Genomic DNA, 14,471 nt, shown 5'->3' on the forward strand with positions numbered 1-14,471 from the left:
TCCGGTTCGATCCCCAACAGCGATCTGCAGGGTGTTGTTACACACCACGCGAACTGAGGTGAACTGGGCGGTGGTAGCCAGCGTTCCGTCACAGGCCGTAGCCAGAAGAAGATAGCCATTTACCTGATCCTGGCCCTTCAGGGCCACACCCTGCCCCGTACGGGCCAATGCCCAGAACTTCCGCCCTCCACGAAGCACGCCTGCCGTCTCCAGCTCAAAGCCGCTGTACCGCGTCAGGTCGCGGTAGAACTCAAGGATCTCCCGCGGCTGAACTACTTGATAGCGCTTGGACACCACGGCCAGCGGTCGCTTGGTGTCAGAGCGATAAAGCACCTTCTGCCCGGGGAATGCCCGAAGCGGATACTGATCTTCAGCATCGGCGGCGAATCGCACTTCGGCCTCCTCCAAGGACCAATCCATGCCGGCACGATCGCGCCACACTTCAATGGATTGCCCTGGAGCCAGCTGGCTTCCGATGCCATGCCATGGGACTTGGCCTGCATAGGCCATGGTTTCTACGTGATGCATCTCGGTCTCCTTTCATAGACGGCATAACGCACAAGGCCCGGACGATGCCGGGCCTTGTGGGTCCATCTAGATTGTTGGCTTAGTCGTAAGAATCGCGACCGAACTGGTCGGGGCGTGTGAACGAACAACGGGCTACGGCAGACAAGATGGCCGCAGCCACGATGAAGACGCAGTAGAGGAACTCGGATTTATCCTTCATGCCTAGTACTCGAAGCGATACGCCGATGCGCGGCGCACACGCAAAGCAGGGGGATCCTGCTTCAGCTTAGTACTAAGGGTCTGAAATTAGTTCCAATCAAAGGTTGCACCGCAACCGCCCGACAGTTATGCCTGACATGGCAACCGACGGCTATCGGCCAGGGGGACGTCGAAACTCTGAAATTATGCCGACCCGCGAAGCGGGTTCGGCTTGGATTAATTTTTAGGCCTTAGCCGGTGGGGCAACGGTCTTCTTCTTTGCAGCCCGATCATTCTTGCGCTTCTGAAACTGCTCGAACTTCTGCGCGAGCAGGAAGACATAGTCAATGATCGCATACGTGAACGTCATTACGTCGTTGGCATCTTGGGCACTGATTTCTGTATCTGTTGCGTGCGCAGCGTTGTTGCGTTGGTCTCTAAGCTCCTCGCTCCACTGGTACAACCGCGAGTCAATGACTCCCTTGTCACGAAGCTCCTTGAGCCCACCCCCCAAATAACTGTCTTTCGTTCTGTAGTAACGACATATGGCCTCAAGAGAGCGGCCACACATAGCAGTGGCGGCGAGATGCGCGCCAGATTGCATGCATTTCTCGGCCTCATCGATTGAGTTGCGCACGATGGGTGGAATGTCTGACCCCAAGGCGCGCTTGGGTCGGGGGTAAACCCTGACTGGGCGAGACCAAACGGTCTTGCTATCTACAAAATCCTCCTGAGACTCAGCCACTATGGCTGAGTCGCAGGATGGACACTTAAGGAAGAAAGTCTTTGTCGCAAAGAAATCGAGGTCGCTGTGCTCACACAGCAACTCAGCGTCAACTTTTGCTGCGCAGATATGGCAATCAATCAGCACCCGCGACCTCCCCTAAGGCCTAACTACCTAATAGACGGACCCATGGATCCGGTTATACGATCTACCCACAAAGCCCCTTGTACCGGACTTCCCGTTGAAACACATCGATCTTATGCCGCCTGGGTCCAGCTAACAACTAAGCGTATAACCGGACCCAGCGGCAGGCTCGGCGGCCGCATCAATGGCCGTGATGGGTCGCCTGACGCCCTGCGGCCAAGAGCGGACACTCCCAAATGCCTACTCATCACAATGCAGACCTGACTTCAACTCTTGTGTGCTACAAGCTTGACGTCCACTTGTCCTAGGAGGAAGCAAAGAACAATACTATTCCTACTTTTGATTCCGCCATCAATTGGAAGAATGGACGCTTAGTGTCGATCGTCTTCATCGAGACGGACGGCCGGCAGGTGGAAGTCGGCTTCACAGGAGGAGATAAATGGATGTTGATGTCGATTTTTACCGCGATAACGTGGTTTACCGTAGTTGGGCCGACCACACCCTAAATTTTGCTGTCGAAGGGCCAGCCAATGAGTTCGCTGGATTTCGGAAACCCCAACGCGCTGCTGCGTTTGCTGTCTTTTCCCATCTCGATTCCGATCCCGAAGTGCCAGGGATCGTTGTTATGCCTACCGGCACGGGAAAAACGGACACAATCTTCGCAATCATCATAGCGGGGCGGCTCCGGCGCACACTGCTGATCGTGCCATCCGATGCGCTTCGCACCCAGATAGGTGATCGATTGGAAAGCTTGCAGCGCCTAAGGGCGATCAATGCAATTTCCGACGACGTTCTTTCACCGATTGTCCATCGCATCGATGGTCGCGATGCTGCAGTCGACGTGCAAGCCATCGAAGCCTCCAACGTCACCATCGCGACGCCTGCCGCGTTGGCCCAACTAGATGACAACGAACTGGAAGCCTTTGCTGCGCACTTCAGTCACCTCATCTTTGACGAGGCTCACCACGTTGCCGCCATGACATGGGGGCGCGTTAGAAATGCTTTCGGCTCCAAACCAGCCACCTACTTCACTGCGACGCCGTTCCGCCTCGACCAGCAACGGCTGGAAGGCAAAATCATCTTCAACTATAGCCTGAGCCAAGCGCAGCGAGACAACTACTTCCAGAAGATTGACTTCTTCCCTGTTCGTGAATACGTAGCCAGCGAGATTGATCGGACTATTGCAGCCAAAGCTGTTGAGCTGCTAAACAGCGATCTAGAAGCAGGTTTCGATCACATTCTCATGGCGCGATGCGCCAAGATATCTAAGGCAAACCGGATCATAGAGGTCTACCGTGAACTAGGTCCGCAATTTGAGCCAGTTGTCATCCACAGCAAGAGCAATAGAACGAAGGAACGGGATCTAGAGCGCATACGAAGCCGGCAAAGTCGTATCGTGGTTTGCGTCGATATGTTCGGCGAGGGCTTTGACTTGCCCGAGCTAAAGATCGCCGCAATCCACGATCAACATCAAAGCCCAGCGGTCACACTGCAGTTTATTGGTCGCCTGACTCGAACGGACACGCGGCTTGGAACCGCAAAGTTCGTCGCCAACATCGCTAACCAGCGTGCGGACAGCCCCATGAAGCGACTCTTTGAAGAAAGCGCGGACTGGAGTTTGATCATTCGTGAAGTCAGCACTGAGCGCATCGGACGGGAGCTGCAGCGCCAGGAATTTGAATCAAAATTCGAAGGCGATTCTGAGGGAGCAAAGATTGCGGCTCTCAATCCAGCACCAAACATCAGCTGCCTCGCCTACCGCCTGACGAGATCGAACTGGCGTCCCCGTGCCGTAAGAAGCCTAGGATCGCCCGGCGAGACGCTTCATTTGCACTCGGTGAGCGACGACGAATCGATTGTAATGGCTGTTTCGCATGAGACCACTCCCATTGACTGGGCGAGAAGCGAGTCTATCTATGGCTCGACTTGGAACCTATATATCGCCTACTACCGGCAAAGCGATTCAACCCTCTTCATCTCCTGCACTGGGGACGAACGGCAGACCTCGCGCTTTCAGGCCCTTGTTGCACCGTCGGCACGTCGCATCAATGGCGACGACGTCTTTCGTGTCATGTATGGGATTAACCGACTGAAGCTACAGAACGTTGGCCTTAGCAGATCTGGTCGTGACGTGCGGTTTACCATGCACGTCGGACAAGACGTCAACCGCGTCATGGACGATCTTGAGAGTGGCCGCTCTATCAAGTCCAACATTTTCGGCGTTGGACACGCAGACGGTGAGAGCACTACCGCTGGCTGTTCGGCCAAGGGCAAGCTCTGGAAGATGGATTCCGGCGCCATTGACGATTGGGTACGTTGGTGTGATGTCGTCGCCTCGAAGATCAACAACTCCGCAATCGATACAAACGCCATCCTTCGAAACGTCATGCGAGCGGAGAAGCTAAGCGGCCGTTGGCCGGACGGAGTTTTCTTCGCCGACTGGCCGGATGCGCTAGGTGTCGAAACCGAAGGCCGGTGCGCGATCACCATCAACGGTGAATCCTATCCATTGCTGGGCACCAAACTGGGACAGCCGGTCAAGGAAAGTGATGACACCCTAGCCATTGCGTTGTCGGCCGTTTCGCACAATGGCGACGAACGGGCTCTGACAACCATTCGGATCCACCTTGAGAGTGATGGCTACCGCTATTCGAGTGACCGCGCCACTCTGCTTATTGGCAGCAAAGAGCATGATCTCAATGACTACCTGGATCGCGAGCGCATGCGATTCCTACAGGCCGACGGCTCCATCCTAATTGGCAATTATCGCTACTTCACCCCCGCCACGCTTAATGTTCGGCTGCCGGCCGCTCTTCTATCGACCTGGAATTGGGGAGGCACCAATATCCATAGGGAGTCGATGACCCATCCATTGGACTTCGATTCGGTCCAAGGCTTCACACTTCAGAAGATCATCGATAGCTACGACATCATCTTCAACGATGACGGCGCCGGTGAAATTGCTGACCTTGTCGCGATCCGGGAAGCACCCGATCACATCGCGGTGGATCTCTACCATTGCAAATACTGCGGTAGCGGTCAACAGCCGGGAGCGCGTGTGGACGATGCGTATGTGGTAGCTGGGCAGGCAAGTAGGTCAGCAAAATGGCTCCATAAAGGCCCCGCGCTCTTCCAACGCCTGCTAGATCGTTATAGCGCGGGCGAAGGTAGTGGTGCCCAACGACTGCTGAAAGGCACGCCGTCGCAGATCGACATCTTGAGGCTCAAAGCGCGAGATATTGAAATGCGAATGGGGTTCTTCATTGTGCAGCCTGCATTTTCTGCCGCTAGTGTTACGGACAGTGTCATGACTGTGCTTGGTACTAGTTACATGTATCTGCGTGATATTGCGGACGTCGACTTGCGCGTGATTGCTAGCCCTTGAGGCAACTGGGCTGCTCAAGTAATCACACACATGCAATGTCCGCACTGGGTCGCATTACGGCCTGCGGGCAAGAGCAGCCATTACATCAGTAGCCCTTGACGACTCATACTAAGCACTAGTCTCGAAACCTAAATCTAGTAGATCTTACTCATGCGCCGTATCAATTTGCGTCTGTTACCCACTAATAAGTGTGCCGAGCACGGCGTCATCGGCGTGTTTCCTTGTGCATTCCCTGGATGCACCAATGGAGTCTGTGAGGAAGAATTTGAGGAAATCTCTCTGATTGCAGGCAGCAAGCCAGGTCGATGGAAGAGACGAAAGTGGCATTCTCCGCTGGGTAGCGCCTACTACAGCTGGGAAAGCAGCACTCTACCGACCTGGTTTCAAACAACTCGAATCTTTTGGGATGAGGCTAGACGACTGCAGCTAGTTCCTAATTTCTTTCCGACCACGGTCTACCATTACACCTCACTGGAAGGTTTTGTCGGCATCGTGAGTAACCGATCCGTCTGGATGACCGAGTACGCTTACTTGAATGATCGTCGTGAGGTGCGCTATGGACTGGACCTTGTCCTTGAGGCCGTGAACGCCTTACTTGATACTGAAACCGACGAAAGTGTCGGCAATCTCCTCTCGACGTGGAAGGAGCAGCTCGGCAGTGACAGAAAGAGAATTTACATTACCTCATTCTCGGGCGAGGGTGACAGCCTTAGTCAGTGGCGTGCGTACGGTCCTATTGCCATTGGATTCCCAGTGCAATCTCTATCGCTGCATGTAAATCAGAGTTTGCTTCAAGCAGTTGAGTACGACCCAACCACTCAGAAGAAGCTGGTGGAAATCTATGCTCACCACCTTGTTTCCGCGTTTCAAGCGGACTTGGAGGGGAATAGACTCGAACGCATTCCTGACGTGTATCACAAGATAGATAAATTGGTTGAACTTGCGACTCTCTTCAAAGATCCAGCCTTCCGATCCGAAAACGAGTATCGACTCACGTTCATTGACATGCCTGAGCTCTTTGAAGAGCTCGGAGTAGAAAGCCCTAGACGCTCTTTTCGGGCTGCGCGCGGCAGACTCATTCCTTTCATCCCTTCGACGCAGATTCTCCCATCCGAGCATCGTGACTTCCCATTGGAAATCTCTGAAGTAGTGCTTGGTCCAGAGAGCGATGATTTGCTAGAACAAGGTGTACGAGAATTTCTCGACGAGAACGGACTGAAGCAGGTACAGGTTCGTAGATCATTGGTACCTTTGCGCTCATAACCTCTCTTCTAACAGATCAGTCAACTCGGACACCTATGCTTTAGTGGTTTAGATGTCCGCTCTGGGTCGCATGACGCCCTGCGCGACAGCAGCCGCGCAGGGCAATCTAAGACATAAAAGCGGAGAGTCAGCCCACCAACTTTAGGTGCGGCTGACCCTTCCCCTTCAGCTTATCCAGGTAGTCTGCCCACGCCTGCATCATCTTCCTGCGCTCAGGCAAGTGTTCCGCTCGATTGTAGGCAGCCTTAATGGGATTTCTTTCAGAGTGAGCAAGCTGTCTTTCGATCGCATCTGATGTCCATCCCATCTCATGAAGCAAAGTGGATGCCATGCTTCGGAAGCCATGCCCGGTCATATCGTCAGTCCCGTAGCCCAGGCGACGAAGAGCTGCATTGACTGTGTTCTCGCTCATTGGATCCCTTGAACTCCGAACGGACGGAAACACGTAGCGTCCATTCCCCGTGACCGGTCGCAGTTCCTCAAGTACTGCAACTGCCTGCTTGGAAAGCGGGACAACGTGAGCTACCCCCATCTTCATTTTCGCTCCAGGGATGTTCCATTGCTTCGCAGCAAGATCGAATTCCTCCCATTCCGCCTTACGCAGCTCCCCCGGACGAGTGAAGACCAGGGGAGCAAAGCGGAGCGCACACTGCGTGACGAGCTGCCCCGTATACCCATCAATTGCCCGCATCAGCTCACCAACCTTCGCCGGATCGGTGATTGACGCGTAGTGCCTATTCTTCGCCGTCTTCAAAGCACCACGAAGAGCACTGGTCGGGTCACGATCCAACCTTCCGGTGGCCACGGCGTAGCGAAAGACCTGCCCACAGATCTGGCGAAGACGTTGCGTGGACTCGATCTTTTCCTGAGCCTCTAATCTGCGCAGCACCGCCAATACCTCAGCAGTGCCAATCTCGTTGATCTGCCTCTTGCCCAACCAAGGAAAGGCATAGGTCTCAAGCATCCATGCTGCCTTCTCCCGCGTTGACTGCGCCAAGTCCCCCCGGGACTCTAGCCATTCCATGGCTATCGCCTGGAAACGGGTATCCACTGACAGCTTGGACGTGAGCTTGCTCAATTGTTTGTGCTCGGAGGGATCACGTCCCGCACGAAGCTTCGCCCTAGCCTCATCCCGGGCTTCTCCAGCTTCCTTCAACGAAACCTCGGGGTATACCCCAATCGCCAGTAGTTTCTCCTTACCATCCCAGCGGTACTTCATCCGCCAGTATCTAGCCCCGTTGGGCATCACGTGCAGGTAGAGGCCTGCCCCTGCCGCCAGCTTGTAGGGCTTGTCCTTTGCCTTCGCGTTGCGCGCGGCCATATCTGTCAATTGCTTAGCACCCATTGGGGGTACATCCTCCTTGCTGAACTCCATTTTCCGAAATGTACCCCCACTTGTACCCCCAACGTCGCTGGATGTACGTGGACAAGCTCGGACCAAAGCGCACAAAAAAGCCCGCATTTCTGCGGGCTTAGTATGAATTCTGGACTTGCCTGGACGCCATAGGATCAGGCGATGGTGCCGCTTATCCGAATCGAACGGATGACCTACTGTTTACAAGACAGTTGCTCTACCAACTGAGCTAAAGCGGCAAGGCGTGTTACGTGCAGCGGTTGCGCGATGGTAGCGCTGCAACCGGTGAGAAGCTGGCCGAAACCGGTGCTTCCCGATCCCCGCGGTGGCGGGGCGCGCCATTCTACCGCAGACGCGTGCAATCCAACGACTGTTGTTGGGCGGCAGCCGCACGCTGCTTCAACGTGGCAGGGGTGGCGGCGCCAGCAGTGGCTGCGTCCACCCACCAGCTGGGGGCGATTTCGTTGCCGCTGGCCGCCAGTTTGGCCGGGAAGCCAGCGGCTGTCAGGCTGGCCAGGCGGCGCTCGGCACCTTCGCGGTTGCGGTACTGGCCGAGCGCAACGGCATTGGCTTCCTCGCCCTGGGAGACGATGAAGTAATCACTGAAACCAGCCTCGACGATGCGTTTGGCGGTGGCCTGGGCTTCCTCGCGCGTGGCGGCCGGGGCAATCAGTACGCGGTAGCTGCTGGCGGCCTTGCCGGGCACTTCGCGCAAACGCGGGCGTGCCGCATCAGCACCCAGCGCGGTCAATGCCGCCTGTGCCTGCGCCTGCGTGGCGTAAGGGCCGAGACTGGCGCATTGCACGACGGCTGGCGGCTTGGTCTCGGTTGGCTTGGCCTCCCCGGGTTTGGCTTCGACCGCTGCAGTGGCAACTGGCGGCAACGCTGCCGGCTTGGCTTCCGTCGCGGCAGCCAGCGCAGGCGCCGCGGTGAGCGGCGCAGGAGCCGCTGCTGGAGCAGCCGCGGTTTCAGAGGCCGCCGGGGCGACGGGATCGGCATTGTTGGATGCCGGTGACGGCAGCACTTCCAGGCTGGCAACGCCGGGCTCGGCGCGTACCGCAGCGGGCACCGGCTCAGCGCGCGGCACCATCCACCACAGCGCGACGCCAACATTGAGGATGGCCAGCAGGACGATCAGGAGACGGGTCAGCATGCGGTGATCCTACCGGGCACACGCGCCGTGGTGAACTGCCCAGCGCGCCAGACCATCCAGTACCAAGGCTGGCCGGTAGTCGGCGCCGGGCAGCAACGGCAACAACGGCAATGCGCCGCCGCCATGCACCACGAGTGCCGGCTCGCTGCCAAGCAACAACTGCGCCTGGCGCAGGCTGCGCTCAACCAGCGCCACCGCGGCACCATCGCAGCCGGAGGCCAGCGCGTCGGCGGTGTCGTTGGCGAACTCGGCGTAGTCGCCGCCAGTGGCCGGCAACTGCACAGCGCGCGCATGCAGGGCTTCGCGCATCACCGTTGGCGAAGCGCCGATGCGGCCGCCACGATGCAGGCCATCCGCATCGATCAGGTCGATGGTCAGTGCGGTGCCGACGCCGACTACCAGCACGGATTGCTGTGCTGGCGCCGCCGCCAGCAATCCCAGAAAGCGATCCACACCGAACTTCTCCGGGCGTGCATAGGCCACGGTTACGCCAGCACAGTGCGGCAGGGTTTTGGCGACCTGCACCTTGGTGAAGCGCGCCTGCAGGATCTGCATGACTTCATCGGTCAACGCCGCCGAGGCAACGCTGGCCACCCAGGCGGTATCGCCTTGCGGCAGGGCTTCCAATGCACTGGCGGTGATCGCCTCGGCGCCATGCGCCCAGGCCTGCACGCTGCCGGCACGGTTGCCTTGCAGCTGCGCAAATTTGAAGCGCGAATTGCCCAGGTCAAACAACCAATCGCTCATGCCGCCCTCACGCTGACTTCGCCGGCATGGAAACAGGTTTCCCGCCCATCAATATTCACCCGCAATGCGCCGTCCTCGGCCAGCCCGCAGGCCACGCCATCGTGCAGCACGCCGGCCTCTTCCACCCGTACCGCGCGGCCCTGCAACACGTCCATGCCCGCATAGCGCGGCAGGAACGGGGCCAGGCCATGCTGTTCGAACTGTTCCAGTGCTGGCAGCAGGGACGCAAGCAAGGCAGCCACCACGGTATTACGTGACACCTCGGCGCCGGCCAGCGTATCCAGATCGGTCCAAGGCTGGGTGATGTCGGCAGCACTGGCCTGCGGCATGCGCACATTCAAGCCCAGCCCGATCACCGCCCGCGCCGGGCCGGCAAATTCACCGCCGCCCTCCACCAGCAGGCCGCCGAGCTTGTGCCCGTCCACGACCACGTCGTTGGGCCACTTCAAGCCGGCGTTGCGGAAACCCAACCCGTGCAGGGCTTCGACCACCGCCACGCCGACCGCCAGGCTCAGCCCGCCCATCCGTGACAGGCCGCCGCCAAAGCCACGCGACAGTGACAGATAGACATGCGCGGCCAGCGGCGAGGCCCAATGGCGGCCACGCCGGCCGCGACCACCGGTCTGGCGCTCGGCCAGCAGCACGGTGGTTCCGCGCTCAGGCGCGCTGCGCTGCAGCAATTCCGTGTTGGTTGAGCTCAATGTCCAAGCTATTTCCAACTCGGACAACAGCGGCAGTACCGTCGCCGGCAGGCCTGCACGGATCTGTGCCGGGTCGAGCAACTCAAGCGGCTGGGCCAGCCGATAACCGTCACCGGCCCGGCCCTCGATCACCACGCCGGCGGCGCGCAGCCCTTGAATACGCTTCCAGACGGCCGCCCGGGTCAGCCCAAGCTCACGTGCCAGCGCGTCACCGGACAAGGCTCCGGTACCCAGCTTGGCCAGCAGTTGGCGGTCATCCACGGCAGTTTCCTCACAACAGACCCGGAAATTATGCGGCATGCCCCGAGGACCGCCCAGCGCCGCTCTCCTGTTCCGGAGAAAAAGCAGGCTAGAATCGGGAATTAGCCCGCCTTTGGATGTTGACGATGCGCCACCTCGCTCATTGCCTGATCCTGTTGCTGGCGCCAGTTGCAGCGCAGGCTTCGGATGCGCTCGGCGGCGCTGGCCAAAGTGCGTGCAGCTACGCGCCGGCAGAAGTGGAGCGGGTGGCGGCCCCTGCCGCCGCCGTCAGCATCGCCAATGCTACGCCGGCGACTCCGGTTCCGGCCAAGACTGCCACCCCGCGTGCCGGTGGTGGCAGCGATGAAGATCTCCTGCCGCGTCTGCGTGCGCCGCGCTGGCATCGCCTGCTGCCCGGGATGTTCCGCTGATCCAGTCGTTGTTGCGCTGGTGGCAGCGCACACCGCCTCCGCTTGATGACACGCTCTGGCAGCAGACCTGCCGGCAATGCACGTGGTTGTCCGGGTTATCCGCCGAGCGCGAGCGCAAGCTGCGGGCACTGGTGGAACTGTTCCTGCAACGCAAGACCATCACTCCGGTTGCCGGGCTGGAACTGGACGACGGCCAGCGCATGTTGCTGGCCGCCTTGTGCTGCCTGCCGCTGATCGAGTTCGGTCGCGAGGGCCTGCATGGCTGGTCGGAGCTGGTGGTCTACCCGGATGCGTTCCGCGTGCGCCACAGCCATACCGATGCAGCCGGGGTATTGCATGAGTGGGACGACGAGCTGATCGGCGAAGCCTGGAGCAGCGGTCCGCTGATCCTGTCGTGGGCCGATGTGCAGGCCGATATTGCCGATCCGCAGGCCGGCTTCTGCGTGGCCGTGCATGAGATGGCGCACAAGATCGATGCGCTGGATGGCGCCATCGATGGCACGCCGCCGTTGCCGCGCGAATGGCAGCGGCAGTGGGCACGGGATTTCCAGCAGGCCTATGACACGTTCTGCGCGCAGGTGGATGCGGATATTGAGACCGTGATCGATCCCTATGCGGCGGAAGCGCCGGAGGAGTTCTTCGCGGTGGTCAGCGAGTACCACTTCTCCGCACCGGAACTGCTGGTGCAGACGATGCCGGCGGTGGCGGCGCATCTGCGGCGGTTTTATGGGCCGGCTGAAGCTGGGCTGCGGTAGAGCAAGAGCCAACCCCTCCCCGGCCCTCCCCCTACGCACTGCGTGCGCAATGGAGGGAGCAGAGCACGCGCTTCGCCCCCTCCCTTTGGCGCAAGCCAAGGGGAGGGTTGGGGAGGGGTTTGTTTTTGACTTTGACCTTGCCGCCACGCCGCCAACACGGAGAACACGCACACAGCCGGCAATACCCAGGCCTTTCCGGAACTAGATCCCCGGCGGCAAGGTAACTTCAAAACGGGCACCGCCCAGCTCTTCCGAACGCTTGACCTGCAGCTCGCCGCGATAGGCCTTGATCAGGTCCTGCACGATCGACAGACCGATGCCGTGGCCCTGCACACGCTCGTCGCCACGCACACCACGTTGCAGCACCTTGGCGATATTGTCCTCGGCAATGCCCGGACCATCATCGTCCACCGCCAGCACCAGACCGGCGCGCTTGCCATTGCCTGCAGTGATCGGCTTGGCCGTCAGCAGCACGCGGCGGTTGGCCCACTTGAAGGCGTTCTCGAGCAGATTGCCCAGCAGTTCCTGCAGGTCGCCCGGCTCACCGTAGAAATTCACCCCCGGCGCTACTTCGAACTCGCAGAACACGCCCTTGCTGGCGTAAACCTTCTCCAGCCCACGCACGATTTCTTCGGCCGTGGTCTCGATCGGCACCGGTGCCGAGAACAGTTTGTGTCCGGACGACGCCGCGCGCGCCAGCTGGTAGGACACCAGGTTGTTCATGCGCTGCAGCTGCACGCCCACTTCCTCGCGCAGCTCGCTTTCGTTGCTGGTGCCGCTTTCCAGCTGGGTACGCAGCACGGCCAACGGCGTCTTCAGACTATGCGCCAGGTCAGCCAGGGTGTTGCGCTGGCGCTCCAGGTTCTCGCGCTCGCTCTCGATGAAGGCATTGATGCTTTCGGTCAGCGGCTCCAACTCACGCGGGTGCAGTTCGCTCATGCGCTCGCGCTCGCCGCGCTGCACGCGGGTCAACTCATTGATCACGCGCTTGAGTGGACGCAGGCTCCATTGCAGCACCAGTGTCTGCAGCAGCAACAGGATCAAGCCGGTGACGCCCAGCCAGAACCACACTGCCGCGCGGAAGCTGCGCAGCTGCATGCCCAGCGCACGCGAATCCTCGAGTACATAGATGGTGTACGGGAATTCGGATTCGGGGGCGCCATCACCGCCCCAAACCAGGCCCATGCCGTAGCGATAGACCTCGCCGGGCGTGCCGTCGATCTGGGTGATGGGCAAGGGGCCTTCAAACACTTCCTCGCGCGGCTTGAGCGTGCGCTCGCTGACGTCCGGCAGCATCGGGCCTTCGGCCGACATCGAGTTCGCGACATGGCCGGGCATGACAACCTGCAGGTACAGGCCGCTGCCGGGGAAATCAAAGCGCGGGTCCGGTGGCTGTTCGCGGATGTACAGCGAGCCATCACGGGTGAAATCGATGCCACCGGCATAGGCGGTAGCGTAGTTCTTCAGGCGTTCGCTGAGGTTGTCACGCGCGGTCTGGCCGAAGGCCGCATCCAGCGCGTAACCGGCCAAGGCCAGGAAGGCCACCAGGCCCACCGAGGCAGCCAGCAGCTGGCGGGCCTGCAAAGAGCGGGGCCGCCAACGCTTCAATAGCCACTGACGGCCCGTCATGACGCTATGCCCCTACGGGGCTCAGCCCTCGTTGCGCGGGATCGCGAAACGGTAACCGCGGCCACGCACGGTTTCGATCGGCTTCAATTCGCCATCGGGATCGAGCTTCTTGCGCAGGCGGCCGATGAACACTTCCAGCACGTTGGAGTCGCGGTCGAAGTCCTGCTGATAGATGTGCTCGGTCAGGTCGGCCTTGGAGACCAGCTCACCGGCATGCATCATCAGGTACTCCAGCACCTTGTACTCGTAGCTGGTCAGGTCGACATTGCTGCCGGCCACGCTCACGGTTTGTGCAGCCAGGTCCAGCGCCACCGGGCCACATTCCAGGGTCGGCTTGGACCAGCCAGCAGCGCGGCGCAGCAGCGCGTTGACGCGAGCCAGCAACTCTTCGACGTGGAACGGCTTGACCAGGTAGTCGTCGGCGCCCTGCTTCAGGCCCTCGACCTTGTCCTGCCAGCTGGAACGTGCGGTCAGGATCAGCACCGGGAATTTCTTGCCCTCATCACGCAGCGCGCGGATCAGCTCCATGCCCGACATCTTGGGCAGGCCCAGATCGATGATGCCCACGTCGAACGGCACTTCGCGGCCCATATACAGGCCTTCCTCGCCATCCTGAGCGGCATCCACGGCGAAACCTTCGCGCTTGAGGCGGGCCGCAAGGGTTTCCCGCAGCGGGGCTTCGTCTTCAACCAGAAGGATACGCATGAACTCTCCCTAGTACTTTGGGCCGGCCAGGCGGCCAGCGTGTGTATTCAAAAACCACAACCACTATCGCTGTTCAGGAGTTATCGCCGCGTGGTGGCAGCTCCGCCCGCTGGTCACGCGAGTGGTCTCGAGAAGGCGATGGGTCGTCCATGTAGCGTACGCGCCCACGGTCATCCATGTATTTGACACGATTGATGTCACGGCCGTCATACGGCACGCGCTCGGCGCCAAGAATGCGCCCACCAGTCTCGCGTTGCACGCGCCGCACTGCATCGGACAGCGAGCGGTCTGAACCCGCCTGGCGGCCGGCACGGGCAACGCGCTCAACACCACGGGCGTTGTCGCCACGGGACTGCTGCGGCTGCTGCGCCGACGCCACGACCACGCCCGGACCGGCCACAACCAAGGTGGCAATCAGGGCGACCAGCAGACGACGACGGGAAAGCGAATGCATGGGACAGATCCTAGCGGACGGCGAGGCAACGTTCAAAATTCGTAAACCAAGGCCTGCAGAAATTTTCCGGAGGCCTTACGA

13 protein-coding genes and 1 tRNA gene are annotated in these 14,471 nt (G+C 59.8%); 4 read left to right on the forward strand and 10 right to left on the reverse strand.

The annotated features are described in order from the left end of the window. Both ACVOL0_RS14285 and ACVOL0_RS14290 read right to left on the reverse strand, forming a co-directional pair. On the reverse strand, nucleotides 1–528 hold a 528-nt coding region (locus ACVOL0_RS14285; protein ID WP_481549673.1), incomplete at its 3' end, for a DUF932 domain-containing protein. 421 nt (nucleotides 529–949) lie between these two features. Then, nucleotides 950–1,342 carry a DUF4145 domain-containing protein gene (locus ACVOL0_RS14290; protein WP_481549674.1) on the reverse strand — a complete coding sequence of 131 codons (393 nt, stop codon included), beginning with the start codon at nucleotides 1,340–1,342 and terminating at the stop codon, nucleotides 950–952. Nucleotides 1,343–2,012: 670 nt separating this feature from the next. Here ACVOL0_RS14290 and ACVOL0_RS14295 point away from each other — a divergent pair. After that, nucleotides 2,013–4,958 carry a DEAD/DEAH box helicase gene (locus ACVOL0_RS14295; protein WP_303748444.1) on the forward strand — a complete coding sequence of 982 codons (2,946 nt, stop codon included), beginning with the start codon at nucleotides 2,013–2,015 and terminating at the stop codon, nucleotides 4,956–4,958. A 150-nt stretch (nucleotides 4,959–5,108) separates the two neighbouring features. Continuing rightward, nucleotides 5,109–6,221 carry a DUF2971 domain-containing protein gene (locus tag ACVOL0_RS14300; RefSeq protein WP_303748443.1) on the forward strand — a complete coding sequence of 371 codons (1,113 nt, stop codon included), beginning with the start codon at nucleotides 5,109–5,111 and terminating at the stop codon, nucleotides 6,219–6,221. Nucleotides 6,222–6,348: 127 nt separating this feature from the next. On the opposite strand, the gene ACVOL0_RS14305 is transcribed toward ACVOL0_RS14300, so the two are convergent. The 5 genes from ACVOL0_RS14305 to birA all read right to left on the reverse strand — a co-directional run bounded on the left by ACVOL0_RS14305 (nucleotide 6,349) and on the right by birA (nucleotide 10,437). Further along, nucleotides 6,349–7,566: a tyrosine-type recombinase/integrase gene (locus ACVOL0_RS14305; RefSeq protein WP_303748442.1), complete on the reverse strand. Its 1,218-nt coding sequence runs from the start codon at nucleotides 7,564–7,566 to the stop codon at nucleotides 6,349–6,351. A gap of 172 nt (nucleotides 7,567–7,738) precedes the next feature. Continuing rightward, a tRNA-Thr gene (locus ACVOL0_RS14310) sits at nucleotides 7,739–7,814 on the reverse strand. Between the two features lie 104 nt (nucleotides 7,815–7,918). After that, nucleotides 7,919–8,728: an SPOR domain-containing protein gene (locus ACVOL0_RS14315; protein ID WP_481549675.1), complete on the reverse strand. Its 810-nt coding sequence runs from the start codon at nucleotides 8,726–8,728 to the stop codon at nucleotides 7,919–7,921. A 9-nt stretch (nucleotides 8,729–8,737) separates the two neighbouring features. After that, a complete protein-coding gene (locus ACVOL0_RS14320; protein WP_481549676.1) occupies nucleotides 8,738–9,475 on the reverse strand; it encodes a type III pantothenate kinase in 738 nt (245 codons plus the stop codon). Next, a complete protein-coding gene (gene birA, locus ACVOL0_RS14325; RefSeq protein ID WP_481549677.1) occupies nucleotides 9,472–10,437 on the reverse strand; it encodes a bifunctional biotin--[acetyl-CoA-carboxylase] ligase/biotin operon repressor BirA in 966 nt (321 codons plus the stop codon). The genes ACVOL0_RS14320 and birA overlap by 4 nt, the downstream gene beginning before the upstream one ends. A gap of 125 nt (nucleotides 10,438–10,562) precedes the next feature. On the opposite strand from birA, the gene ACVOL0_RS14330 reads away from it, so the two are divergent. Together ACVOL0_RS14330 and ACVOL0_RS14335 are read left to right on the forward strand one after the other, a co-directional pair. Continuing rightward, the gene (locus tag ACVOL0_RS14330; protein WP_481549678.1) at nucleotides 10,563–10,847 is read left to right on the forward strand and encodes a hypothetical protein; all 285 of its coding nucleotides are present in this window, start codon (nucleotides 10,563–10,565) and stop codon (nucleotides 10,845–10,847) included. Continuing rightward, complete coding sequence (locus ACVOL0_RS14335) at nucleotides 10,814–11,602, forward strand: M90 family metallopeptidase (RefSeq protein ID WP_481549689.1); 789 nt, start codon at nucleotides 10,814–10,816, stop codon at nucleotides 11,600–11,602. The genes ACVOL0_RS14330 and ACVOL0_RS14335 overlap by 34 nt, the downstream gene beginning before the upstream one ends. 201 nt (nucleotides 11,603–11,803) lie before the next feature. On the opposite strand, the gene ACVOL0_RS14340 is transcribed toward ACVOL0_RS14335, so the two are convergent. From ACVOL0_RS14340 to ACVOL0_RS14350, 3 genes are all read right to left on the reverse strand, one after another. Next, nucleotides 11,804–13,231, reverse strand: a complete 1,428-nt coding sequence (locus tag ACVOL0_RS14340) for an ATP-binding protein (RefSeq protein WP_481549679.1) — start codon at nucleotides 13,229–13,231, stop codon at nucleotides 11,804–11,806. Between the two features lie 21 nt (nucleotides 13,232–13,252). Beyond that, on the reverse strand, nucleotides 13,253–13,936 hold the full coding sequence (locus tag ACVOL0_RS14345; protein WP_057627010.1) for a response regulator transcription factor: 684 nt from the start codon (nucleotides 13,934–13,936) through the stop codon (nucleotides 13,253–13,255). A 73-nt stretch (nucleotides 13,937–14,009) separates the two neighbouring features. Further along, nucleotides 14,010–14,390 (reverse strand): PepSY domain-containing protein, encoded by a 381-nt coding sequence (locus tag ACVOL0_RS14350; protein ID WP_481549680.1) that lies wholly within the window; start codon nucleotides 14,388–14,390, stop codon nucleotides 14,010–14,012. Nucleotides 14,391–14,471: the final 81 nt, after the last annotated feature.

This window comes from Stenotrophomonas sp. STEN021 (assembly GCF_056760175.1).